Source organism: uncultured Sphaerochaeta sp. (assembly GCF_963676625.2).
Classification (GTDB): Bacteria; Spirochaetota; Spirochaetia; order Sphaerochaetales; family Sphaerochaetaceae; genus Sphaerochaeta.
In genome coordinates this window covers 1-23,902 of the sequence record NZ_CAXXYB010000009.1, presented here as the reverse complement: position 1 = coordinate 23,902, position 23,902 = coordinate 1, and the positions used below count along the sequence as shown (strand labels likewise).

Here is a 23,902-nt window from a genome sequence, read left to right as displayed (position 1 = left end):
GCTAGTATTAAAAGAACAAGGGAATCGAGCATCTTCTCAAGCATGATTCCCGGCAAATTCTACGAGGAGTCAACTATGGATAATCCTGTTGGAGACGGAAAAGTACGTATTGCTGCCCATAGGGGAAGTTGGGGAGGGAGTATATTTCCCAACACTATTTCAGCTTTTGAGAATGCCTTGGTCCAAGGCGCTGATATCATTGAGATGGATGTAGTAAAATCAAGGGATGATCAATTCTTTGTTCTCAATGATGAACAAATACCTTCTGTCTTGGATCTTGATCAGGATATTTTTTCAATGACTGCAGAACAGATGAAAAACACCCATTACCTGAGTTATACGTTCAGAAAGCCCCAAAAAGAGTGTATAAATTCTTTGGATGCTGTCTTGGAACATTTCAAGGGACGATGCTTGATCAATCTTGATAGATCCTGGAATTTCTGGCCAGAACTTTTTCCCGTTCTCAAGGATCATGCAATGTTTGATCAAATTATTCTAAAATCGCCTCCTGTCGCAACTCAGTTGCAATATCTTGAAAATTTTGGTCTGCATCAAATGTATATGCCGATTATAAAAAGGCCGGAAGACAGGGAACTGGCCAATCAATATAACGTAAACAAGGTAGCAGTGGAAATCGTGTTTAACTCAGAGCAAAGTGCTGTGGTCGCTCCCTCTTTTTTGCATTCCCTCCAGAAAGAAGGTTTGGCTCTATGGGTAAATACCCTGACTTTGACCGACGATATCAATCTATGTGCAGGACATGACGACCGTAGTGCCATTGCAGAGGGGCAGGAAAAACACTGGGGGTGGCTTCTGGACCGAGGATTTACCATTTTCCAGAGTGATTGGCCTCTTTTGCTTCGCACCTATTTGCAGGAAAGAAAGAAAAGCCAATGAAAAGTTATTTTCTTGATGATTAAGGAAAATACTTGTTTTCTGATTTGGTGAGACAATTGCAAAATTTCAATAGGGTATGGGAAATGATTGCAATTGTCTTATTGAACAACTATGCAGCTAAAACCAAAAAAAATGTAAAGATTCCTTCAAACTTTGAATTGAATAAGCAAAACGGCATAAAACTTACTTGATAAAACGACACGCATGTCGTTTAATAAGCGACAATAGTGTCGTTTATATAGGTGGTAGATATGCTTACAAAAGGTGATTGCACCAGAGAACAAATCAAGAAAGTGGCGAAACAATTATTTGCCCAAAAAGGATACTGTTTGGTTACCATGCAAGATATGTGCGAGGCAACACATATGAGTAGAGGTGGGTTATATCGTCATTTTGGTTCAACGAAAGAGATATTTATTGAACTGCTTATTGATGATCGAGATTCGAGTAGTGAGGAATTGTCTGAAGCTCTTTCAAAAAATATTGATGCAGTTTTGTTGTTTGATGGCTTTCTGGAAAAACAGAGAGAAGCTTTCCTTGCAAAAGACAATGGTTTTTACTATGCAATTCATGAGTTTTCCTTTACGGAACCTGATCAAAATGTGTTCCTTCAAGAACGATTCAAAGCTGGTGCTGAGATGCTCTCCTCATTGCTGACCTATGGGTATGAACAAGGTGTTTTTTCGGTACAAGATAGTGAAACGCTTGCCATTCATCTTCTATATTTCTTTGATAATGTAATTGCAACGGCACCTGTGTTGGGATTTTTAAAAACGCAGTTTGAGGACCAATTGAAATTGGTAAGAAATATGGTGGTAAAGCATGGCTGAAAGTACGTTCAACCCAATTGACCAAGAATACAGATGTTTTATTATTTCTCGCGGATGGCTCCCACTGGCTATTCAGTGTCGGTAGATCTTGATGTGACAATACTTAGGGAAACTGCGAAGAAGGAAGGGATAAATTTTTTTCCTTGCTATCTCTATCTGTCAACTTTGATTTGCAATAGATATCAGGAATTCAGGATTGCCTATAAAGATGATATTCTCGGCTATTGGGATACTCTTACCCCAATGTATGCCCTTTTCCATCCGGATGATACTACTATATCGTTGATATGGACTTCCTTTGATGCAAGCTTTACGAAGTTCTACAAGAATTATTTACAGGATACTGAACGATATGCAGGTGTTCATGGAGTCCTAGGAAAGCCAGATCCTCCTGTCAATAGTTATACAGTATCGACTTTGCCTTGGGTCTCCTTCAAGTCCTTTTCCTTGCAGACCCAGAATCCTACATATTTTTTCCCTTCCATTGAAGCCGGAAAATATTACAAGAAGGATGGTAAATTGCTCATGCCACTTTCCATGACAGTAAGTCATGCAACAACTGATGGATATCACATAGCCAAGTTTCTGGAAGAGTTCCAGCAGGAGGCTGACAATCCGAAACATTGGATGTTCTGTTGATAAGGGAACCTTTGCAGCCAGGATATATAAATCAATGATAAGCCTACATAAAACCACCCTGAATCCAACGGAGGTAATCGTTGATTTTCAGGGTGGACATCCTCACCAGGATGCACTCAAAGCTAATTAACAATACTGAATTTTGACCGGAGTTTGGAACTTCCAGTCATACGGTAAAACCCTGGTTGTCCCGGTAACTGTAATTTCCTGTCTCCAGATTATATCGGCAGAAGATTTTCCGATCATAAGCTCAAAGGTGCCGGGCTCAACAATTCTGTTTATTCCATCAAAAACAAAGGAAAGCATATCTGATGGTATGGTAAACGTTACAATGCTTTTCTTTTTTTGTTGCAAGGAAATCCTGGCAAAACCCTTCAATTCCTTTACCGGACGAACAATTGAGGCAAATGAATCATGCACATAGAGTTGTACAATTTCATCACCTGCACATTTTCCGATATTCGTGACGGTCAAAGAAATATTGATTTCATCCTCAGTCGATAGTTCTTTTTTGTCTATATTGAAATCTCCATAGGAAAAATCGGTGTAACTCAAACCATAGCCAAATGGATATAACGCACCGAATTCACGTTGTCTAGGAAATCCCGCTGCCTTTGGCGTATGGTTGTACGCATAGGGAAGGGCCCCTGCGGAACGAGGAAAGGATAATGGAGTCTTGCCACTTGGACAGGCTTTCCCGAACAGCAGATTTGCAAGGGCTTCCCCTCCGCCTTCCCCTGGTAACCAGGTAGCCAAAATGGCCGACGTTTTCTCATTGAATTCTCCCAAGGCATAGGGACGTCCGCTCCCCAAGACAAGAATGACTGGTTTTCCGGTTTCCAGAATGGCTGTAACGAGTTGCTGCTGTACACCTGGCAATGCTAGAGAGGAAACATCAGAACCTTCTCCGACCGTTCCCCGTTGAAATAATCCAACGATATCCCCGACGACCAGCACGACGACATCTGCTTTTTTGGCAACTTCGACTGCTTTGCAAATACGACTGGTATCAGTACTGGGCCTTTCTGTGTTTTTCAAATCCTCCTCAGATACATCTCCAGGGAAGAATACGGCCCGTTCTATCTTGTTTTCATAGATCATGCAACCAGGTTCATATAAAATAGTTGCTGTACCTGACAGTCCCTCAATTGCTGCCTTGATGGTCTTTGCACGAAGGGGAAGGGTATTCTCTGCTCCCTCCAAACCTTGTAGGTGAATGGGAGCTGAGTATCCGTTATACATGGCATATGGATGATTGGCCAAGGGCCCGATCACTGCTATCGTTCCTGTAGGAGAAAGTGGCAGAATGCCATCATTTTTAAGAAGTACAATCGATTTGGTTGCAGCTTCAACGGCAAGGTCATGGCTTACCTGATTATTGAGATGAATATTTTCCACTTCAATATACGGGTTTTCAAAAAGACCTTGGCGGAATTTCTCCATCAGTACATTGCAGACTGCTTCATCCAATTCTGATACTGGAAGTATTCCCTTATGAATGGCTTGCTCCAAACCTGGTTTGAAGGTAGTACTGCCTGGAAGTTCGATATCCATTCCTGCATGAACTGCAAGAGCAGCTGCTTCAGCAAGATTGGAAGCAACCCGGTGGTCATGAAACAACTGACTGGGAGCTTCATAGTCTGCGACGACAAGACCCCTGAAAAGCCAGGTTTCTTTCAAAAGGCCGGTCAGTAAACGACGGGAACTGGAACAAGGCTGACCATCAATATCATGATAAGCAGGCATGATTGCCCCGGGGTTGGCTGCTTTTATTACCATCTCAAAGGGTAGGGCAAACGTATTGAGCATCTCATTCAGTCCCATATGAACAGGAGCATGGTTTCGTCCGCCTTCACTGAACGAATGCCCAAGAAAATGTTTGAGAGTAGCTATTGGTTTGCGCTCAACTCCTTGAAGTCCCTTTACATAGGCAATACCCATGCTTCCTGCAAGATAAGGATCTTCACCAAAAGTCTCTTCTGTTCGTCCCCAACGGGCATCCCGGGCAACATCCAGGACAGGGGCCAAACCTTGATGTATTCCCAGAGAAGACAACTCCTTGTGGATCACCGTAGCAATCCGTTCCACCAAATCGATATCCCAGCTCGAGGCGCTATTGAGACTTGAAGGAAAGATAGTGGCTCCCATGACCATAGCCCCTGTAAGGCACTCCTCATGCAACATCGCCGGGATTCCCAATCGGGTCTTTGTCACCAGAAAATGTTGAATTTCATTGACTCCCTTGGCAATAGAACGAGGATCTTTTGCCTGGGTTCCGAAAGGACGGGTTATTTGCCCTATCCCCAGGCCAAGCACATCAGTTCCTTCCAATTTTGGGCAATCTTGAAAAGAAGAAGTCTCCTTTAGTGAAAAACTTCCGTCTTCTGCTATTTCGAGCCAGGCAGCACAAAGCTGTGCGACCTTTTCTTCCAATGTCATCTTTCCAACGAGTTCAACAGCCCGTTCCCTATTTGTTTGCATAGAGCCAACTCCCTTCACTAAGTATCCGTGTCATCCAGGCGATATGAGATATGAATGTATATCGTACCGATTCCTATAGGATTGAGAGTGGCTGGTAGAATTTCCACCTTCACTTTATTCAATCCTTGAAGAAAACTTTCGCCTATTCCTTTAAGGCACCTAAGGAAATACCTGCGATGATATATTTTGAAAGCATGAAATAAACTACGAATAGAGGCAGGACAGTCAGAGCCAATCCTAGGTAAACTGAACCATATTCTGTTTTATAGATATCTCCCCTAAGGAGACTTACCATGATTGGCATGGTGTATTTATCACTATCCGTAAGTAAAATAAGAGGCAAGAAAAGGTTGTTCCAGCTCAGTACAAAGGTAAAAATTGCCTGGGTTGCCACAGCTGGTTTCATTATGGGCAGAATAATTCTATTGAAAATATAGAGTTCTCCAGCTCCATCGATTCTTGCTGAGTTGACTATATCCAAGGATAGGTTGGCCACCAGATATTGGCGCATGAAAAACACCATCGAAGGAGAAGCAATCGCAGGCAAGATAAGGGGCAGAAAATTGTTCGTCAGATTTATGTGATACATGAACTGGTAGAATCCGATGCTTGATACCTGGGCAGGAATCATGAGGACAGCCAGAATGAACGTAAAGAACGGCTGTCTTAGTTTCCAGCTATAGGCAACCAAGGCATAGGCAGTCAATGAGGAAAAATAAACTGCACATAAAGTTGCTCCACTGGAAATAGTCATGGAATTGATAAATCCCTTTGCCGCATTGAAGCTCTTACCGGAAAGGATATGCAGATTGCTCATGAAAAATTTGGAGGGAAAAAGTCCTATGGAATTCTGCTGTATCTCAAAAGTAGAACGAGTAGCATTCATGAACATAATCCAGAAGGGGAAAAGGCTTAGGAATGAAAGAAAGATACAGACAATGTAAATGATTGTCTTGCTGATATTCCGTGACACTTTCAGGCTGTTGTTCATACTGCCACCTCCTTCTCTGCCATTTTTAGTGCTTTCTTCAATTCCCGTGCCTGTTTCTTTTGCTTCGCTGCATCCTTATCCCTTAAGAGATAAAACATGAAGGAGGAAAGTACTGCGATAATAAGGAACATGATCAAGCTTGCAGCTGAAGCCCGATTGTACAGATAACTTCCGCTGAAAGCCTGATTGTAAATGAATACGCTGGTAGTAAGAGTTGCATTATCAGGACCTCCCAGCAAGAAAAGTTTGGGAATATCGAACATCTGCAACCCACCGACCATGCTTGTTACCAATGTATACAGTAAAATGGTTTTTAATCTTGGAAGTGTTATTTTGAAAAATATCTGTGTAGCCGTAGCCCCATCGATTTCGGCAGCTTCAAATAACGTAGGATTGATACCAAGTACCCCTGCTATCAAGATAATCATTGTATTTCCATACCACATCCAGAATTGGATGAAGGCAACGACTCCCCGGGCCGTCCATTTCTGGAGATGGAAGTTCTGGGGTGCCTTGGTAATTCCAAGTTGCATCAAAAGGTCATTGACCGGTCCTTTTGGATATCCAAAAAGGCTGTAGAACAGGATGGCTATGGTTGCCGCTGTGATGATATTCGGCATATAGATCAAGACCTTGAACATTCCTTGTCCCTTTACATGGAGACTCCTGTTGGTAAACCAGGCGGTGAGCAATAGTGCCAGAACTATCTGGGGAATGAAATTCATGATCCAAATGATAAAAGTCGTCGAGAGTGATTTCACGAATGTCGGATTTTGCAAGATTGATTGAAAATTTCCGAATGGATTGTCCAAGATATGAATTGATGTCTTGGTCAGGCCCCTTAAGTCGGTAAAACCGATTACCGTAGTGTAAAGCAAGGGGTATAAGGAAAAAATCAAGAATGTCAGTACGAAAGGGATGGAAAAGATATACCCATATTTCGCGTAGTTGATACTTTTATGTTGCTTCATAGGTGTTTGCCTCCAGAAATACGAGAAAGACGAGTTTATTATCCGCCCTTACGCAAGATAATTGTCTGTTGCTTCAGAAGAAAGGCCAGCTACCTGGCCTTTGTCTGAAGTCTTCCGTACAAGTATCGAAACCGAGGGGTTCCCTCGGCTTCGAAAAATACTTATTTGGAGGCAATGTCGAGATTATCCAATACCTGTTGCTTGAAGTCAGCAATAGCCTGGGTTCTTGATTTATTTCCAGCCGTATATTCACGGACTTGGTCACGCCAATACATGTTGATGGTTTCGTCATATTGATTCTTGTTCTTGCCAGTTGCAAAAGCTCCTGCAGGTACGAACACGTCAAACATATTCTGTCCACCGAGGAAGGGGAGCTTCCCATCAGACTTTTTCATGACGGTACCAGAAGCTACAGTGTCTTTCGTGCCACCAGGGCCGTTAAGGGTCCCGTTTGCCCAATAATACTGGAGACCTGTATTTGAGCTGTCAAGAGTGATCCATTTGATGATGTCCCCGACAACACTCTTGATCTTGCTGTTATTATTTGCAAGAACCCAGGTACCACCCCAGAAGAATCCGACAGGAGGTTCACATACTGCCCAATCCCCATAGGTCCCTTCACCAGGAGCTGTGCCGCCGGAATTGCCTGCCATGACGTAGTTGATCAACCAAGCAGGTCCAAAGAAACCAAAGACTTTCATTGGATTGGCATCTTTCATATCGCCATACCATGCATCAGTCCAATCTCTGGTGTCATTCTCATACCCATTCTTCTTGAGCATCATTGATTGGTCAAGGAATGCTTCACGAGTAGGATCAATGTACAGTTTACCGTCAACGATCCATCCCTTCGGGGAACTGCCTTCGATTGCATGCCAGATATCACCATCGCCTGAGACAATTCCGTATCCTTTGGCTTTCAGATCAGCTGCAGCCTTGAAGAATTTATCCCAACCTGGACCAATTTTTGTCTTGATGATCGCAGGGTCATCGGTACCCCAAACAGCTTTTGCAATGGAACGACGATAAATGTAAGCTCCACCAGTTGCCTGATATCCCAAACCAACCAATTGTCCTTTCGGGTTTGTCCCGATTTCCACTGTGTAGGGGGCTATGTCGGCTTCTTTGAGAAGTGTATCGACATCGATGCCAAGATCCTTGTACGGGGCAGCATACTGAGCAGCATCGCCTTGTGTATATTTCAGGACGAAGGCACTCTCTGCACAAAAGATGTCCGGTGCATTTGAACCACTGCTCATCAGAGCCTGGTCAAGGGCTGGTTGATAAGCTCCATCCGTAGTAGCAACGATAGTGGATTTGATTTCATATCCAAAGTCGGGATGAAGGGCTTTGTACTTTTCAAGCATTTTTGGTACTTCATCGGTGAAGCTCCAAATATTGATTACCTTTTGCCCTGTAGTCGCGCTTTCCGCGGTACCATTGGCGAACAGTGGCATACTGATGCAAGCGATCAGCATAATACCCATCAAGAAGCTAAAACCACGTTTCATGTAGAATCCTCCTTATTGCATGTGCCTAAAAGGCATATGAATACTTTTTGCTTGACTTTCCAGGTATATACACAAGGAAAGTCCCCCCTAAAATCGTTACTTCCTGAATAAAGAATACTCTCGAAAGTTTGTGGACGCCATTAGCCATATGCCTAGACTTTGCCTAGGACATTAGTCCTAGGTAAAAATCTTTTACATCTCTCGGCTTTGCATCCATTTGATTGCGAATTTTCGAAGGGCTCCTGCGTCGGTGATCGATAATTTGTGACGGATATTGTCACGATAGACATTGATGGTTTTGCCTGAAAGATTCAGGGCGGAGGCAATTTCAGAAACTCCGAAACCTTGCCCGATCAGGCGAAATACTTCCAGTTCGCGGACACTCAGTTGGGTAATGGGATCAACTTGTGGTTTTTTTGTATCCTGGGAAATCAGTGAAGCCAGCAAGCGTTCATGCATGGATTGTGAAAGGTAGATTTTTCCATTGAGCACCGTTTCAATGGCTTGCATGAGCGTCTCAGGAGCTTCTTGCTTCATGACATATCCTTGGGCTCCTGCCTTCAGGGCATTTGAGGCATAGATGATCTCGTCGTACATGGAAACGACTAGTTGAAACGTAGTAGGGTGAGTGCTGTGCACTATTTTTACTAGTTCCAGACCATTCTCATGATGCAGGGAAATATCCACCAGAAGAATTTGTGGCGGATGGGCATCGACAATCTTTATGGCTTCATCAATCGTATTTGCTTCACCGATGACTTTATAACGTTCATAGTTTTCTATGACGCTCACCAGTCCTTGTCGGAAAAGTGGGTGATCATCAACGACCATGAATTCAATTTTTTGTCCCATTGTCCTGCCTCCCTATGCAAACACGTACAGCTGTCCCTTTTTTTGATGAATCAATCAATAATTGTGCCTGTGCCATGCTGGCCCGGTTGTGCATGATTCGAAGGCCCAAGCCTCCTTCCCTGATTTGCTTGGGTAGCCCAATGCCATCATCGACCACCGAGGCAACTTTATATATTGTCCCATCACTTGCAATTTCGTGTATCAGGGAAATTTCGATACTCTGTGCATGGGAATGCTTGATGGCATTGTTCAAGGCTTCCTGGATAATATGGAAAATGTGCAATGCAGCATTCGCATCCTCTATTTCAAAGTCAGGATCAGCATTGATATGTACATTTACATGGGAAATACGAAGCGTATCCCCAACCAAGGCTTCAATGCGTTGCAAAAAAGTATGGGGTTCCATTTCAAAGGGAAGCATGCCTCTCGATATCGTTTTGATCTTGGTAATTGCTTCCGAGAGCAGCGCACTGATTTTTTCCAGGGTATCGACAGTTATGTATTGATGATCTATGGCAATTTTCTTGACTGAGGATACCAGCAAGGAAATTCCCAATAGGTGTTGGCAGAGATCATCATGTAGGTCCTGCCCGATGCGTTCAATGGTTTGGTTGGAAATTTCCAAAACTTCCTTTTCCAACTCGCTTCTTCGTTTTATTTCTGCGGAAAGCTCTTTGTTAGTACTTATGAGATCCTTTGTCCTTATGGTAACCTGTTGAGACAGTGTTTTTTCATGTGACCTGATTTGTTCAAGGAGCAGGGTTCCCTTCAGATTACTGGAAATTTGTTCTTGCAGGATGTCATATAAGGCCGGAATCTCTATTCCGATTGGGACAATCAGGTATCCCAGGGGTTCGCTATTATATACCAGTGGCATCAAAATCCATTGTCTTTGTTTCCAAAAATGACCCACAGAGGAAGGGAGCAGGTTTGTCCGATTGAATTTTTGGGGCAGGGAAGCTTCCGTCTCTGCTTCTTTTTCTATATCCATCAATAATTTGGTCTTGTTTTTATCTTTGTTGAATACTACCAAGTATCCTCGGTCTATTCCAAACATTTTCAATACTTTCTTCAGATTGGCAAACATATCTGAAAGTTCAAAAGCTCCTGCGAGTATGGCACTGACTCGTCGTAAGGTTTCGAAGGATGATTCGGCTGAAATCCGTTTGGTGGCTTGGTGCCTTTCAATTTTTTCAGCCGTGAAAGCCTTGGCTGCTCCCATGAGATTGGTTATCGCCTGATTGTCCGCTAGGTTATATTCCCTGCATTGATGCTCAATGAACGATAAATATTCATACCATCGTGGTAGTGAGCCACGTTCTGCTCCTGTTGTGTCGATAGCATGATTAAGGCAAATGATCAGGCCATCGTAATCATTTGCCTTTATTAAATTTATAAGTTCATCGATAGCCTTTTTTTCAGCAAGACTGGCATACTGAGGTATTTCCTGCAGATCGGGAGTGTATCGGAATCGTGGTTTGCAACCGCACGATTCCCTGAAGATAGCGGTACATTCCAAGGTCAGATGCTCCTCTTTTCCCCCTTTCATCAAACGTTCCAGGATATTGACTGCGGCAGTTCCCAGTTCACGCATGGGTTGCCCAACTGTCGTCAAGGGAGGCAAGGTATACAGGGAGGCTTCAATTCCATCAAATCCGATGAGGGCAACATCCTCAGGGACTCTTATTCCTCTTCTATTCAGTTCTTTCAAGGCTCCTTGCGCCATTTGATCATTCAAACAAACGAGGGCATCAAAAAAAAGGCCTGTTTCACAGAGAAGTTCTACGGCGCGAATACCGGAATCCTGGGTAAAGGTTCCTGAGACTATCAAACGTTGGTCGATTGGTATATTCCGTTCTTTCAAGATTGTCAGGCAAGTGTTCAACCTGCTGATGGCCTCGTCATGGCTAATTGGGCCTCCAATCAAGGCAAAGTGAGTATGCTTGTGTTCGTCGATGAGGTGTTCCATTACTTGGGTAAGAGCCTTGCTTTCATCAACACTGACATCGGACATCCCGGGAATTCTCATACCTATGGAGACCCGGGGAAGGTCGGCCCATGAAGCGAAGAAAGCCTTGAGATCCACTGAAGTCAAGAACGTTTCAAGGCAGGAGGAAATGATGATGAGTCCATCGATATTACGCTTGTTTGCCAGATGGTAGGCTAAGTTGGAAGAAGCTTCCGAAGCAATGGGAGAACCAAGGCGAGAGCCAAGAAAAGAGATTGAGCCAAACCCCTTTTCCTCTGCACTTTGTTCTATGGCATGCCAGATTGTCGATTGATAGGCATCGTCCAACGAGGCCGTGAATATACCGATGCACTGTTTTCTTTCTGCCATAGGAAGCACTACTCCTTGAAAAGTCTTATCTGTATCATATCCCATCCTACACAGATTGCAAGGAATGAAAAACCACTTTGGGTAAGAGATGTACATGGTATGAAGGATACTAGGAATGTCAGAACAAGATACAAATTATGAATTGTACATAGTATTAAAAACTGATTATATTTCAAATAAAGATTTTGCCCTCGTCTTCCTTTGAAGGAAGGCTAGGGCAAAATTGACTATTCACTAAAGAATGTTGAAAAAGTTTTCCATTGGCATACCTGCTAGGTAGCGTTGTCAATGGAACTCAGGGTTATAAGGAAAGAGCCACTCCGAGTTTACCAAGAACGGTATAGCCAGAAACAGTTACGTCAGAATCAATAGAGAAGTCTCCGCTGGTGACTTCTGCCTGGCTACTTAGGGGAGTTGCGACGCTTACGCCTCCAAAGAGTGCGAGGGAATCTGATACATGGAACAACAAATCGGCATTGGCGATGAAGCTGAATGTGCTATATCTAATAACAACAGCCAGTGAGTTATCGCTGTCAGCTCCTCTGGTAATCGACTCATACAAGACTCCTGCTCCAAGTTGCAGTGAAAGTTGTTCTGTAAAATCAGCACTATATTGACAGGAAAGGGAACCTCTCCAAGTCAGGGGATAATCAGAAACATCTTCTTGCGTAGAGCCATGTGTGGCATCGACTACTTTACCGGCGCCTATTGATAACCTAGTCCAATGGGTGAATTCTCGCTTGGGAAGAGAGTACCTGAGACAGCTACGCCCATAAGGGTTGCCGTACTATCTTGGTCAAAATCTATTCCCACTACAGTATAGGTCGTTGTTTCTTCACTACGTGTAGCGAAGCCTTCAACTCCAAACCAACTTTTGGAGGCAAACATAGAGAACGTGCAAAAACAGAGAACAAGCACGAGTAAAAGTGTTTTTTTCATAATTTTCCCAATTTGAAATGATTTGTGCAGGAAGACAATTGTAAATATAAGTAACTAAAAACATTATACACTATATAAGCAAAATATTTGTCAGTTTTTAAAATATAATGAATATATTTTTATTTATAGTAAGAAAATAGGGAATAGACGCGTATTTTGCAGAAAATGGATGCCCTGAGAGAGGCTTTTTCAAGTCCTTCCAGGGCATTATTTTCGCAAATTCTTATATTAGTTCAAATTCAGCGTGAAATAGTGTGCGTTTTGGGATGAGAAAGATGAGAGAGATATTCATAGCTTGCGGCTATTTTATCACTGAAACAAACCACAAAGCTTTCACTGTGTCTAGGAAGCGCGTGCGTTTTGGGAAACATGTGCTTTACAATGATATCTGCCTCAAGGTCGTTTACTGAAAAGTTTTTTCTGGCATTTGCCAAAGCAATGAGAGGATGTTCCTTTCCATGCATATTCCTTCGTAGGTCGCTTGCCTTTCGTTCTCTCCAGTCATACAGGAAGAAATCATGCAATAAGCCACCTCTTGCAGTTGCCCTGTAATCAAGTCCGAGGATTTTGGCAATGGAATAGGAAATATAGGCAACACGGACGACATGGTCGTAGGTATGGTTGCTATGGTGGAAATAGTTTTTGAGCTTGAGAAACTCTTTATTGAAAAGGATGTCGCTTGTAAGGTGGAAGAACTCAAGTTTTGTTGGTTTCTCTATCCGAAAAGTGTTTAACTGGTATTGCATGTTGAGTAACAGGCAAAAAAGAGAAGTCTGCAGTAGCATAAGAAACATGAATTCAAGAGTCTGTGCAAATTGCACGGTAACATCCTGGGTAATAAAATAAAGAAGGATGGCAATAGCAGGAATACAAACAAGCAAATATAGTTGTTTGGTAGGTAACCTATCAATTTTTTTTATTGTATCCATCGTGTCCTAACGGACTCTCCTTTTTTTATACTGTATTAACAGTAGCCAGATGCAAGATAAGGTACAAGGGGGTGACTTGCCCTTTTTGTCAAAGAGCTGTTAAAAATCTGTAAGTATTTATGTCATTGACTAGAGATGCTTGTCTAAAAGCACAAGTCTTCCTAGCTGGAGAAGATACTGTTACCACGTATTGTAATGAAGTATTTCCGAAAGCTCTTTTCTTTTTCTTTGTGCGGGCTTTTCGTCAGGGTATCCTACAGTGAGAATACCAACTACATAGGTATCAGGGGGAAGATTCAACAAAGTCTTTATTTCTGTTTGGGTAAACCAAGCGACCCAGCAGGTTCCCAGACCCAGCCTTGTTGCTTCCAGGACAATATGCTCTGCAGCTATCGAAGTGTCACGGATTCCTCGTTTGAGATTGAATTCGGGAGATGTCTCATCAAGGTATAGGTTTGTATTCGATTCAATTTTGGCGATGCAGACAATGAAAAGCGGGGCACTGAGCATCCACTTCTGGTCATGGGAGACTTTTGCCACTTTCTCTCGCATTTCCTGATTTGTTATTGCCAAAAAATGCCAAGGTTGGGAATTGCTTCCAGAGGGAGCAAGCCTTGCACTTTCGAACAATTGAAAAACTGTTTCATCTGCAATTTTTTGGTTCGTATATGTACGAATGCTTCTTCTCTCCTCAATTGCCTTCACCTGAATTTCTCCTTGTGTCTCAATGGTACTAACAGAAAAACGCAGTGGCAAGCTTTTCCTGGAAGAAAGGGTTGAGAGAGCAATTTCCATAAATAAGTTTTGAATATGGACTGAAGGAATTCAAGATTATCCTGAAAGAAATAGCTGTTTGGTTTTCATGCAAATGTGTTGGTTGAAAAGAATCCCTCGACAGGGAGCAATGAATAGTCTTTCTCTTGATTACTTAACATATATGTAGTAAAACAGAATTATGGCAAATATATTGATTGGTACATCAGGGTATAGCTACACAGAATGGGTTGGTCCTGTTTATCCGGAAGGGACAAAGGCAAGTGAATACCTGAGTCTGTATGCTGATAGATTTGAGACAGTTGAATTGAATTTCAGCTACTACCGTATGCCTGTAGCCGATCAATTGCAGGCCATGCACGAGCAAGCTCCCTCTTTGGTTTTTTCCATAAAGGCCCATGAATCCCTTACCCATAGCATCGATCCTGCAAACTGGAAAAGGGAGGCCACGATTTTTCGTTCTGCCCTTGAACCACTTCTCAATACAGATTCCCTTGAGGCCGTATTGCTCCAATTTCCGTATTCCTTTCATTATGAACCAGATCAACGCCGGTATTTGGATGCACTTCTTCGATTTTTTCCGGGAATTCCCCTGGCTGTCGAATTTCGTAATGCCCAATGGTACAATAACAGAACCCTCGATGCCTTGAAGTCCCTGAAGGTTGCCTTTGTTTCCCTTGATCTTCCTCAAATACAGGGAAATCCTCCCCTTATGGATGTTTCAACCGCTCCTTTGGCCTATATTCGCCTGCATGGAAGGAACCAAGCTGCCTGGTGGGGATCCGATGCTGCCGCCCGTTACGATTATCTCTATTCTGATCGGGAACTTTTGTCCATTGTACAGCGAGTCCGGGGTCTGGCCCTTGGATCTGGCACGGTAGTGGTCTACTTCAATAATCATCGTCGTGGTCAGGCTGTAAAAAATGCCCAGAGATTGCGATCTCTTTTGGAACCAAAGGAAACGAAGGCATGAAAGGAGAACAGGCTACCATCATCCATATCAATGTGACTGATTTCGCTGCCGCCGTGGCCATTGCCAAGCAACCTTTCCTTGCCGATACTGCTTTTGCAATAGCCAAGGAGGGAACTTCTCGCCGTATCATCATTACTCCTTCCCGTAGGGCCTTTGAAGAAGGTGTCCGTTCGGGAATGCCCGTTGCCACGGCGATACGCTTATTGCCTTCCCTGCAATTGGTTCCCCCCGATACTGTTTCCTATGCGAAGGCCAATGCTGCGATAATGAAAATTGCCCTCCAGTATTCCCCTACGATACAGGAGGACTCAGGAGGCCATGTTTATCTGGATGTCGCAGGAACTTCCAGACTGTTTGGCCCCTCTGTCGATTGTGCAGTACGGATTCGCAATGAAATGCATGATCAACTGAGCCTGGAACCCGCAGTAGCAGTCTCTGCAAACAAGTTGGTGTCAAAAATAGGCACCAGGACTATTCGTCCTTGCGGGATTACCCAGATACGGAACGGCGAGGAAGCGGCTTTTCTCTCTCGACAGGATGTTTCCCTGCTTCCTGGAGTCGGTTCTTCCATCGGTAGGTTGCTATCAGTGGCAGGTATCAAGGAAATTGGGCAAATTGCCGCCTTGGATGATGTACAGGTCGTTGCTTTTTTGGGTAAACGGGGACTATCGCTCAGGGATGCTGCCAGGGGATTGGATTTCTCCACCCTGGATTCCCATACCCTGGGCCAACGCAGGATTTTTCGCAGGGTTGATTTTGCTGAACCGATAGGTGAGCTTGACTTGCTTCGTGCCGCAATTGTTTCTGCCTTTGAGGATGCAGGATTATCCCTGCGTAAAGATAGACTGGGATGTTCAATCGTGAAGGTTTCCCTCTCTTGGAGCGATGGGGCCTTTAGTGAAGCGTTTCAGAGGACCAAGGGGCAATGGGTCCTGGATCAGGAGCTCATTGTTGCCGGTTGGTCTGCTACGACGCAAGCCATGAACCGTAGGGTTCGTATAGTAGCTTTCAATCTTTCCCTGCAAGGGCTTTCCCTTGCCTGGAAGGAACCTGACCTATTTGTTCCGGAAGGTCCTACCAAAGACGAAAGACTGCAATCAGCAGTCGATGCTACCCGAGTTCGTTTTGGCCCTGCCATTCTCACCCATGCAGCGGCGGTTTTTCGTGTCTAGCCGACTTGCCGTACGTTCCGCCTATTCCTTGCTATGGGGGACAGCCTCGGTTCCTCGATTGTTCGAGGCCCTGGCTGCCCAGGGATGCACCTCCGTAGCCATAACAGACAGGAACAATCTCTATGGCCTTCCTGCTTGTCTGGAAGCAGCTTCCGAGGTAGGTATCAAGTTGATTACGGGATCTGAACTTCTCTGTAGGGAAGGTTCTGTCTTTGCTTTTGTTCAGGATTCCAAGGGTTTTTCCCGGTTATGCGAGCTTTTATCCGAGCAAAGTAAAGACGATTGCCCTGACTGCCTTGCCTCCCTTGCCCAGGATTCCCAGGGGTTGGTGCTAGCTTCCTTTATTCCTGGAATTCTTGAACGTCTTAGTGGTACCTCTGCCTATCTCTATGCGGCGATTTCCCCTCGTTCCTTGTCTTCCATTCCTACTGCGCGCCGTCTCAAGCTTCCTTTGCTGGCCCTCGAGGATGCCAGTTTCCTGGAGGAAGCAGACAGGTCGGTTCATAGGGTATTGCGCTCGGTTGCAACGGGAAAGACGATAGGGACCCTTTTGGAGGAAGATCAGGAAAGAAAGGGAGGGGTTCTGTTGGATGAACAGTCCTATCAGAAAGCCTTTGCCTCCTGGCCGGAGGCTTTGTCGGCAACAGAGGAAGTTGCTAACAGGTGTCTTTCCAGCCCTTTTTCAGGAGAGCTCACATTTCCCGATTATCCGACCCCTGGTGCTACTGTTCAATCAGAATTGAGGAAACGAGTATTCCTGGGTGCCGAAAAGCGCTATGGGGAGTTGTCCGATGCTGTTTTGGAACGAATTGAATATGAATTGGATATCATACAGAGAAAGGGATTTGCCGCGTATTTTTTGGTCATGCACGACATCGTGTCAATGAGCAGCAGGACTTGTGGTCGGGGCTCCGGTGCAGCTTCGATTGTTTCCTATGCCCTGAATATCACCAATGTTGATCCCATTGCCTATAATCTCTATTTTGAGCGTTTTTTATCAATGGCCAGACTCGATCCCCCGGATATTGATGTTGATTTTGCCTGGGATGAGCGCGATGGTATTTTTCAGGCAGTGTTCAATCGATTCGGGCAGGATCACTGTGCCAGGGTGGCCAACCATAATTGTTTTCGATTTCGCTCGGCGCTACGGGAGACTGCGCGCTCCTATGGCATCGACGATGCCCAAATCACCCGCACCGAACGGGTTTTGTTCACCAAGGGATTATCGGCCATCCCTGATCCTCTATGGCAGGATATCTGTTCAATTTCCAGAAAATTGGTAGGGCTTCCCAAGGAATTGTCCATGCACTGCGGAGGATTGGTAATAACGCCGCAAGCTGTTTGCCACTATGCCCCTGTTGGTCATTCACGCGAGGGATATCCTTTGCTGGCCTGGGAAAAAGAGGGTACCGAGGCTGCAGGATTCGTAAAGATAGACTTGTTGGGAAATCGTTCGCTTGCAGTTATTCGTGATGCTTTGGCCAACTTGCAAGAAGATGGCATCGTCATCGATGAGCAGACCTGGAAACCTGCCGAGGATAGTGCAACCATCGCGGCCTTGGCACGTGGCGATTCTTTGGGTGTTTTCTATATTGAATCCCCTGCAATGCGACAATTGCAGAAGAAGACCGGAAGGGGTGATTTTGAACATATCATCATCCATTCTTCCATTATAAGACCGGCAGCTAATCGTTTTATCGCTGAATATGTCGATCGGTTGAAAGGCAAACCCTGGAATCCCTTGCATCCCAGGCTTGCCTATATCCTTGATGAGACCTATGGAATTCTTTGTTATCAGGAGGATGTTTCCAAAACTGCCGTGGCTCTTGCCAATTTCAACGAAACCGATGCCGATGCACTTCGTAAGGTAATAGCCAAGAAGGCCGGGGGCGCAAAGTTGGCTCGCTATGAACGTCAATTTTTTGAAGGGTGCCAAGCCAATGGAATAGAGGAGGCAACTATCAAGGAGGTTTGGGCCATGATGCTCTCTTTCGATGGATATTCCTTTTGCAAGCCTCATTCGGCTTCCTATGCAATGGTTTCCTTTCAATCTGCCTATCTTAGAGTCCATCATCCTGCATTCTTTATGGCAGCGGTGTTGACCAACCAAGGAGGGTATTACCGTCCTCATGCCTATATCAGCGAGGCACGAAGAATGGGACTGGTAATCAGTGGTCCGGATATAAACAAAAGCAGGGTGGGATACCATGCAGAGAATCAGATGCTTGTCATCGGACTTATGGCCATAGCCAATCTGTCCCATACGGCAATGCGATCTCTTGTGCAAGAACGCGAACGTGGGGGTAGGTATGCATCCTTGGAAGAAATAGCTTCAAGGGTATCGGTTTGTCGGGATGATCTGGTTGCCTTGGTTGCTGCCGGCACGTGTGACTCACTTGCACCCAGCTTACCTCGAAGCGAACAACTCAAACGGCTTCTGGTTACCCGTCGCAGGACTGAGTCTTTTGAGCAGGGTGATCTTTTTGCGAAGCAAGAACCAATATTTGTTGCAAAAACAAAGGTGATACAAGCTAAAATCAGGAGAACCGAAGATGAATTGCACAGGGAATATGATGCCCTGGGCTTCCTCAGGGATTTTCACCCCTTGATACTCTGGTCAAAATTCCTGGTCCCGATAAAACGAGTGCGGGCCTGTGACCTCGACCGTTATGTGAACTACCATGTGACGTTGATAGGTTGGCAAGTTACCCAGAAGGAAGTGCTTACCAAGGATGGCCAGAGCATGTGCTTTGTCTCCTTTGAGGATGAGACTGCCTTGTATGAAACCGTGCTGTTTCCTGACATGTTGTCACGGTATTATTCCTTGCTATATACCCAATGGCCCCTGGAGGTGTTTGGCTTGGTGCAAGATGACCAGGGAGCGAAATGTGTCCAGATTCTCGATCTCAAGCAGATAGGTCGTAGGGATGGTCTGCAAACGTGAAAATGGCAGCACAGCAAATGATTTGAAGAGGACGGTGTGTATAGTATTCATTCACGGATGTATTTCACTTCAGAATATGATGATTGGCATGGCCATAAGAATAAAAGACTGTACTTGAATATTTCTTTGTATTGAAAATGAACGTGGGTTAGGTATACTGCATAGGCTAAAGGAGGAGCACCAAAATGGTTCATCTTGTGTATTGCGATGACAAGGAAAAAGTGCTTGAAAAAATACTTTCAGGTCGAAAAACGATGATTATTCGAGGCGCAGCCGGAAGAAAGATACCGCATAGTCGTGTACAGGAACATGAAAAGCTGTATTTTATGAAAAAAGGCTCTCTCTTGATCTCAGCCAGTGCAACAGTGAAGACAGTCCAAAACTATACTAAGCTGACAGACGCGGAAATAATTGGAGTGATGGAAAAGAATCAATCCAAATTGGATTTGTCAGAAAAACAGAAAGAACGATGGCACAAAAAATGTCTATGCCTGGTTGAGTTTTCTGACATCCAGGAAATGAAGCCGATGGCATTTGATCATCAAGGCAATATGGATGATTGGTTGATACTGGAAAAAATAGAGGATGTTGTGGTTGGCTCCAGTATTCCCTATAATTATGAGAAATCGAGATTTTAGGAACCTGTTACCGGCAACTGTTTTAAACTGAATCGAATATTGTCATGGTTGCTATTGTGAAGATTAGGCACTGTTCTTCTGACTGATCTATAAAAACTGATGAAAGGAAAAGGCCCAAAGCTATAAGATGTACATGAAACCTACACTTTTTATATTTTCTGGATTACCGGTAACAGGAAAAACTACCTTATCCAAACTACTGGCCCAAACCTGCAGGGCTGCATATTTTCGACTGGATACCATAGAACATGGGTTGCGTGAGATATGTGGAATCAAGGTAGAGGGAGAGGGATATAGTCTTGCCTATAGAATGGTAAAAGACCGGCTATTATAGATTTTTGCAAAAAAAGATGAAAATTTGGCAAAGCAAAAACAAATGTAGGTTGTATTATGGCGTACATGTGTTTATGATCATTATGTCGTATATATATTTGAAAGAGGTATCCTATTATGTCAAAATCGCAAGATGCAAAAAAAGATGAAAAGAAAAAGCCTTTGAAGACCCCGAAAGAGAAGAAGCAAGAAAAGCTTGAGAAGAAAAAAGCAAGGTAGATCCTTCCTTCCTTTATTTCCCTTTTTGGGATGATAAACGGAATTCTCTATTTGATGAAATGATATTAATGACTTGTTCTTTTATACCCTAAACCTATTTTTTTAAATAGGTTTATTTTTTCTTGTAAATTCGTTGAATCCTTCATAGGTATTGGTCTGAATTCCCTTTTCCTGTATGTAATTCAACAATAGGGCGATGGTTTCTGCCTTCTGGTTGAACCGATAGACTGCCCAAGGGTGGAAAATAGGGCCGAAATGGCTGAGTTTCATCTTTTCGGCTTCCTCAAACCATTTTCTATAGATGAGAAATTCATCCTGGGGAGTCTCAGGTGGTGTGAGGATTGCACTCCAAGTATAGAGTGGAGGCCAGAGCATGGGACAATAGTTGTATCCTTTCAATACATTGTCATGCCACCCATGTACGGGAATTTCCAGAAGGGGATGGAGTATGTCTTCTTCATCGTAGTAAAAGGAATCAGACAAAGAGGCAGGGATGGTTCCATGTCTTCCTACTGCCTTGGAGCTGACATAGCGGATGCCATTGTTCCAAAGAACCTTGAGAATTTGATCTTCACCTTTCAAGCCGTCAGGAAATCCCATCGGGGAACGAAATCCCGTTGGTGTGTGCTTGAAGGTCTTTTCGATCAAGGAATTGGTTTTTGAAAGTTCTTCATCAAGAAGGAAAAGGAATTCTTTGGTAACTTCAGTCCCAAATTGTAATTTGAGATGCGAATACGTATGATTCTGTATGGAAAACAAATCATTATCAAGGATTCTGGCCTAATTCCTCTGCCCAATGCTGATCTTCCAGTAATTCTCCGACTACAAAGAACGTAGCAGGAATTCCAAAATGAATATGATGAGCAGCTATGCTACGTACTCCTTCCAGGCAACGAACCGTTTCAATATCATATGAAGGCAAATACTGTATCATAAGGGTCCCTCCATTATTGATTTCAAGATATGTATAGTATTGATGATGACTTTGATACACTTAAAAATCAAGAAAATTGTAGGAAAGTTCAGAGTTTGGTTTTGAACGTTAAACACTGATTCTTTTGCTGGAGAGAGAGACAGGTATGAAAATTATTCAAAATTATTCTAGCTTGGAATACATGTTGACAAAAAAAAGAAAAAAGTTTAACAATTCTATTGAATGAACGGTTCAATTAAATACGAGGTCCTATGGAAAACAGATTGAAAATGATTTTTGATGCATCCAGTCACCTGTTTATCAATAAAGGGTACTCAAGAACACAAATAAAAGACATCGCAAGGGAAATTGGGCTATCAACAGGAATGCTGTATGTCTATTTTACAGGAAAGAGAGATATTCTCAATTTTATCCTCAAGGGAACCGTTGAACCTACTTTTATTACGAAAGAATTTGAATTACCGATAAAATCAGAGTTGTTTGATTCCTTGGATAATGAGATAAAGGAAGCTTTTGAACGGAACATGAAAACTTTCTCCTCTCATCTAGTCGATATAGCGGATTATCCCTTTGAACAAATGTTGTCTGATGCCTATGATGTAATCTCAAAATATGGAATAGGGTGCTTGCTCATTGAAAAGAATCCTGATGATTTAGGAAATTTGATACACTCTTATAAAGAGTATCGTCTGGAATTTTATCGTCAAATAGTATCCTATATCACTCACTATGGGGAAAGTGGAACATTTCGCCAAGTTGAGTATCCTGAATATACTGCCCAGGTAATAATCGAAACTATGTCTTGGTGGGGTATGCATATCACCAATGATGCTTTTGATATACAAAAAGATATTACAGCTGAAATAGCAAAAAAAGTATGCATGGATAACTTGCTTCACGCTTACAGTATATAAGTGTCATAATGCGGATCAAAAAGATCCGTAAAAAAATATATAAAAATTGAATGAACGGTTCAATTAATTACATACAAAGGAAGATGATTCATGAAACGTAGCCTATTTTCTTTTTCTGTCGCATACCTTTTTCTCGTTGTTCACCTAACAGGATGCAGCAATGCAAAGATACCTACACTGGTACATATCCAGACTTTCGATATGAATGCTATGCAAAGCATACACCTGGACTATGATGAGGATGATATCCATATTCTGGAAAGCAAAAATGAAAAACTTGTTTTTGAAAGAATACATGAACAAGAATAAGAAAGAATACTATGCAAGAATTTCTGTAGGGAATAGTGGTCTACGGATAACAGAGGGGGGAGCGGCCTCTTCGTTCTGGTTTTGAATCATATGTGGAGCTGTATATACCCCAAATATATACTGGAAGTTTATTCTTGCATTCTACAAGCGGTACGATAGATTCCAGGGTTCCTTTGCATTTATCCAACGATTTCAGTGCCGATACCACAAGTGGAAAACTTGTAGTGTCCAATATAAAAGCATCCATTATCACTGTTATAACAACAAATGGGGAAATGGAGGGATCTGAGCTTACTGCATCCATGGTGAAAATCCAAAGTACAAACGGACTGTTGAATTTCAGGAACTTAGACGCCCAAACAATACAGATACAAACCACAAATGCAAATACGTCGATTCGTGATTCCCAAGGTGCAATGATATATACTGCAAGGAATGGCAATTTGACTGCTTCTGGTATTTTGGGTTCAGGTTCCTTTGAAGCTTCCGGTGAAGGAAATATACAAATCTCTTTCAATGAAATTTTGGGAAACCTAACAGCCTATTCCAAAAATGGAGGGCTTACCTTGGAGGTTCCTGAGCAACTTGAATTTTCATTTTCGGCCACTACCAAGGAAGGGTCTATTGTAACCTTCATTTTCTGATAAGCTCAGTGTCTCGGATACAAAGGTTGCCGGCATCATCGGAAACTCTCCGGTTGTATCAATTACGTTGGAAACTCGAAATGGGGAAATAAAAGTATCCAAATGATACAATGAAGTTCTTTCTCAAGGAGTTTTGTTTAAGCTGAATCCTTCTCCCAAAATCAAGATTGTCCTCAATGGATTTTCGAGAACGCAAGAATATCTTCTTTCCCAAGAAGCGAGAGGGATCCTTGCGTAACTTCAGGGCAAAATCGTAATTTGAGATGAGAATATGTGTGATCTTTTATCAAAAACAGATCATTATCGAGGATTCTGGCAAATAATGCAAATAACCGTCAAAAAAGAATATGGTCGAAATCCAAAAATGATATGATGAACAGTTATCCTACATACTCCTTCCAGGTAATTTCAAAATGAATGAGGCAAGTATCACTATCAATGTGCTTAATAAAGTTCCCAGTAGGTAATATTCTGCAAATTCGGATTCGTGCGCTATCTTGTCATATCTAGCGATGGATTTTGCTGTCAGCAACCAATCCTATTGCCGAATACTGTCCGGCGGATAGAAGGACAAGCATGGTAATACGTTCCACTGTTCCTATCAATCTTCCTGCTTTTTTATCAGAATCCTTGTCAGAATTTTTGCTTATCGGCTTATAAGGCTTCAATA

Annotated in this window: 22 protein-coding genes and 1 pseudogene; 11 read left to right on the top strand and 12 right to left on the bottom strand. The window is 43.2% G+C overall.

What is annotated here, in order from left to right:
• The first annotated feature begins 75 nt into the window (after nucleotides 1-75).
• From ACHZBG_RS14045 to ACHZBG_RS14035, 3 genes are all read left to right on the top strand, one after another.
• A complete protein-coding gene (locus tag ACHZBG_RS14045) occupies nucleotides 76-897 on the top strand; it encodes a glycerophosphodiester phosphodiesterase family protein (RefSeq protein ID WP_320130091.1) in 822 nt (273 codons plus the stop codon).
• A 251-nt stretch (nucleotides 898-1,148) separates the two neighbouring features.
• Nucleotides 1,149-1,727, top strand: a complete 579-nt coding sequence (locus tag ACHZBG_RS14040) for a TetR/AcrR family transcriptional regulator (RefSeq protein WP_320130090.1) — start codon at nucleotides 1,149-1,151, stop codon at nucleotides 1,725-1,727.
• Between the two features lie 33 nt (nucleotides 1,728-1,760).
• Nucleotides 1,761-2,366, top strand: coding sequence for a CatA-like O-acetyltransferase (locus ACHZBG_RS14035; protein WP_320130089.1), 606 nt, complete (start codon nucleotides 1,761-1,763; stop codon nucleotides 2,364-2,366).
• A gap of 126 nt (nucleotides 2,367-2,492) precedes the next feature.
• Here the strand turns inward: ACHZBG_RS14035 and ACHZBG_RS14030 are convergent, their stop codons facing one another.
• From ACHZBG_RS14030 to ACHZBG_RS13985, 10 genes are all read right to left on the bottom strand, one after another.
• Nucleotides 2,493-4,847: a glycoside hydrolase family 3 N-terminal domain-containing protein gene (locus ACHZBG_RS14030; RefSeq protein WP_320130088.1), complete on the bottom strand. Its 2,355-nt coding sequence runs from the start codon at nucleotides 4,845-4,847 to the stop codon at nucleotides 2,493-2,495.
• Nucleotides 4,848-4,989: 142 nt separating this feature from the next.
• A complete protein-coding gene (locus tag ACHZBG_RS14025; protein ID WP_320130087.1) occupies nucleotides 4,990-5,838 on the bottom strand; it encodes a carbohydrate ABC transporter permease in 849 nt (282 codons plus the stop codon).
• On the bottom strand, nucleotides 5,835-6,809 hold the full coding sequence (locus ACHZBG_RS14020; RefSeq protein ID WP_320130086.1) for a sugar ABC transporter permease: 975 nt from the start codon (nucleotides 6,807-6,809) through the stop codon (nucleotides 5,835-5,837). Before ACHZBG_RS14020 ends, ACHZBG_RS14025 begins: the two co-directional genes overlap by 4 nt.
• 161 nt (nucleotides 6,810-6,970) lie before the next feature.
• The gene (locus ACHZBG_RS14015; RefSeq protein ID WP_320130085.1) at nucleotides 6,971-8,320 is read right to left on the bottom strand and encodes a carbohydrate ABC transporter substrate-binding protein; all 1,350 of its coding nucleotides are present in this window, start codon (nucleotides 8,318-8,320) and stop codon (nucleotides 6,971-6,973) included.
• 192 nt (nucleotides 8,321-8,512) lie between these two features.
• Nucleotides 8,513-9,172, bottom strand: a complete 660-nt coding sequence (locus ACHZBG_RS14010) for a response regulator transcription factor (RefSeq protein ID WP_320130084.1) — start codon at nucleotides 9,170-9,172, stop codon at nucleotides 8,513-8,515.
• Nucleotides 9,156-11,510, bottom strand: a complete 2,355-nt coding sequence (locus tag ACHZBG_RS14005) for a substrate-binding domain-containing protein (RefSeq protein ID WP_320130083.1) — start codon at nucleotides 11,508-11,510, stop codon at nucleotides 9,156-9,158. Before ACHZBG_RS14005 ends, ACHZBG_RS14010 begins: the two co-directional genes overlap by 17 nt.
• Before the next feature lie 301 nt (nucleotides 11,511-11,811).
• Nucleotides 11,812-12,072, bottom strand: coding sequence for a hypothetical protein (locus ACHZBG_RS14000; protein ID WP_320130082.1), 261 nt, complete (start codon nucleotides 12,070-12,072; stop codon nucleotides 11,812-11,814).
• Nucleotides 12,073-12,215: 143 nt separating this feature from the next.
• Complete coding sequence (locus ACHZBG_RS13995) at nucleotides 12,216-12,449, bottom strand: hypothetical protein (RefSeq protein ID WP_320130081.1); 234 nt, start codon at nucleotides 12,447-12,449, stop codon at nucleotides 12,216-12,218.
• A 239-nt stretch (nucleotides 12,450-12,688) separates the two neighbouring features.
• The gene (locus tag ACHZBG_RS13990; RefSeq protein ID WP_320130080.1) at nucleotides 12,689-13,378 is read right to left on the bottom strand and encodes an HD domain-containing protein; all 690 of its coding nucleotides are present in this window, start codon (nucleotides 13,376-13,378) and stop codon (nucleotides 12,689-12,691) included.
• Nucleotides 13,379-13,558: 180 nt separating this feature from the next.
• Nucleotides 13,559-14,173 carry a nitroreductase family protein gene (locus tag ACHZBG_RS13985; protein WP_320130079.1) on the bottom strand — a complete coding sequence of 205 codons (615 nt, stop codon included), beginning with the start codon at nucleotides 14,171-14,173 and terminating at the stop codon, nucleotides 13,559-13,561.
• 160 nt (nucleotides 14,174-14,333) lie between these two features.
• Here ACHZBG_RS13985 and ACHZBG_RS13980 point away from each other — a divergent pair, with 160 nt between their 5' ends.
• The 5 genes from ACHZBG_RS13980 (at nucleotide 14,334) to ACHZBG_RS13960 (ending at nucleotide 20,213) form a co-directional block, all read left to right on the top strand.
• Nucleotides 14,334-15,125 carry a DUF72 domain-containing protein gene (locus ACHZBG_RS13980; RefSeq protein WP_320130078.1) on the top strand — a complete coding sequence of 264 codons (792 nt, stop codon included), beginning with the start codon at nucleotides 14,334-14,336 and terminating at the stop codon, nucleotides 15,123-15,125.
• Nucleotides 15,122-16,297 carry a DNA polymerase gene (locus ACHZBG_RS13975; RefSeq protein ID WP_320130077.1) on the top strand — a complete coding sequence of 392 codons (1,176 nt, stop codon included), beginning with the start codon at nucleotides 15,122-15,124 and terminating at the stop codon, nucleotides 16,295-16,297. The genes ACHZBG_RS13980 and ACHZBG_RS13975 overlap by 4 nt, the downstream gene beginning before the upstream one ends.
• Complete coding sequence (gene dnaE, locus ACHZBG_RS13970) at nucleotides 16,290-19,241, top strand: DNA polymerase III subunit alpha (RefSeq protein ID WP_320130076.1); 2,952 nt, start codon at nucleotides 16,290-16,292, stop codon at nucleotides 19,239-19,241. Before ACHZBG_RS13975 ends, dnaE begins: the two co-directional genes overlap by 8 nt.
• A 185-nt stretch (nucleotides 19,242-19,426) precedes the next feature.
• The gene (locus ACHZBG_RS13965; protein ID WP_320130075.1) at nucleotides 19,427-19,879 is read left to right on the top strand and encodes a hypothetical protein; all 453 of its coding nucleotides are present in this window, start codon (nucleotides 19,427-19,429) and stop codon (nucleotides 19,877-19,879) included.
• Between the two features lie 133 nt (nucleotides 19,880-20,012).
• Nucleotides 20,013-20,213 carry a hypothetical protein gene (locus ACHZBG_RS13960; protein WP_320130074.1) on the top strand — a complete coding sequence of 67 codons (201 nt, stop codon included), beginning with the start codon at nucleotides 20,013-20,015 and terminating at the stop codon, nucleotides 20,211-20,213.
• Between the two features lie 320 nt (nucleotides 20,214-20,533).
• Here ACHZBG_RS13960 and ACHZBG_RS13955 read toward each other — a convergent pair whose 3' ends face one another.
• Nucleotides 20,534-21,190: a polysaccharide deacetylase family protein gene (locus ACHZBG_RS13955; RefSeq protein WP_320130073.1), complete on the bottom strand. Its 657-nt coding sequence runs from the start codon at nucleotides 21,188-21,190 to the stop codon at nucleotides 20,534-20,536.
• A 7-nt stretch (nucleotides 21,191-21,197) separates the two neighbouring features.
• Nucleotides 21,198-21,365 carry a hypothetical protein gene (locus ACHZBG_RS13950; RefSeq protein ID WP_320130072.1) on the bottom strand — a complete coding sequence of 56 codons (168 nt, stop codon included), beginning with the start codon at nucleotides 21,363-21,365 and terminating at the stop codon, nucleotides 21,198-21,200.
• Nucleotides 21,366-21,616: 251 nt separating this feature from the next.
• Here ACHZBG_RS13950 and ACHZBG_RS13945 point away from each other — a divergent pair, with 251 nt between their 5' ends.
• From ACHZBG_RS13945 to ACHZBG_RS13935, 3 genes and pseudogenes are all read left to right on the top strand, one after another.
• Nucleotides 21,617-22,279 (top strand): helix-turn-helix domain-containing protein, encoded by a 663-nt coding sequence (locus ACHZBG_RS13945; protein WP_320130071.1) that lies wholly within the window; start codon nucleotides 21,617-21,619, stop codon nucleotides 22,277-22,279.
• 90 nt (nucleotides 22,280-22,369) lie between these two features.
• On the top strand, nucleotides 22,370-22,588 hold the full coding sequence (locus tag ACHZBG_RS13940; protein WP_320130070.1) for a hypothetical protein: 219 nt from the start codon (nucleotides 22,370-22,372) through the stop codon (nucleotides 22,586-22,588).
• An 83-nt stretch (nucleotides 22,589-22,671) separates the two neighbouring features.
• Nucleotides 22,672-23,232, top strand: a pseudogene (locus ACHZBG_RS13935) (DUF4097 family beta strand repeat-containing protein); the annotation flags it as partial.
• Nucleotides 23,233-23,902: the final 670 nt, after the last annotated feature.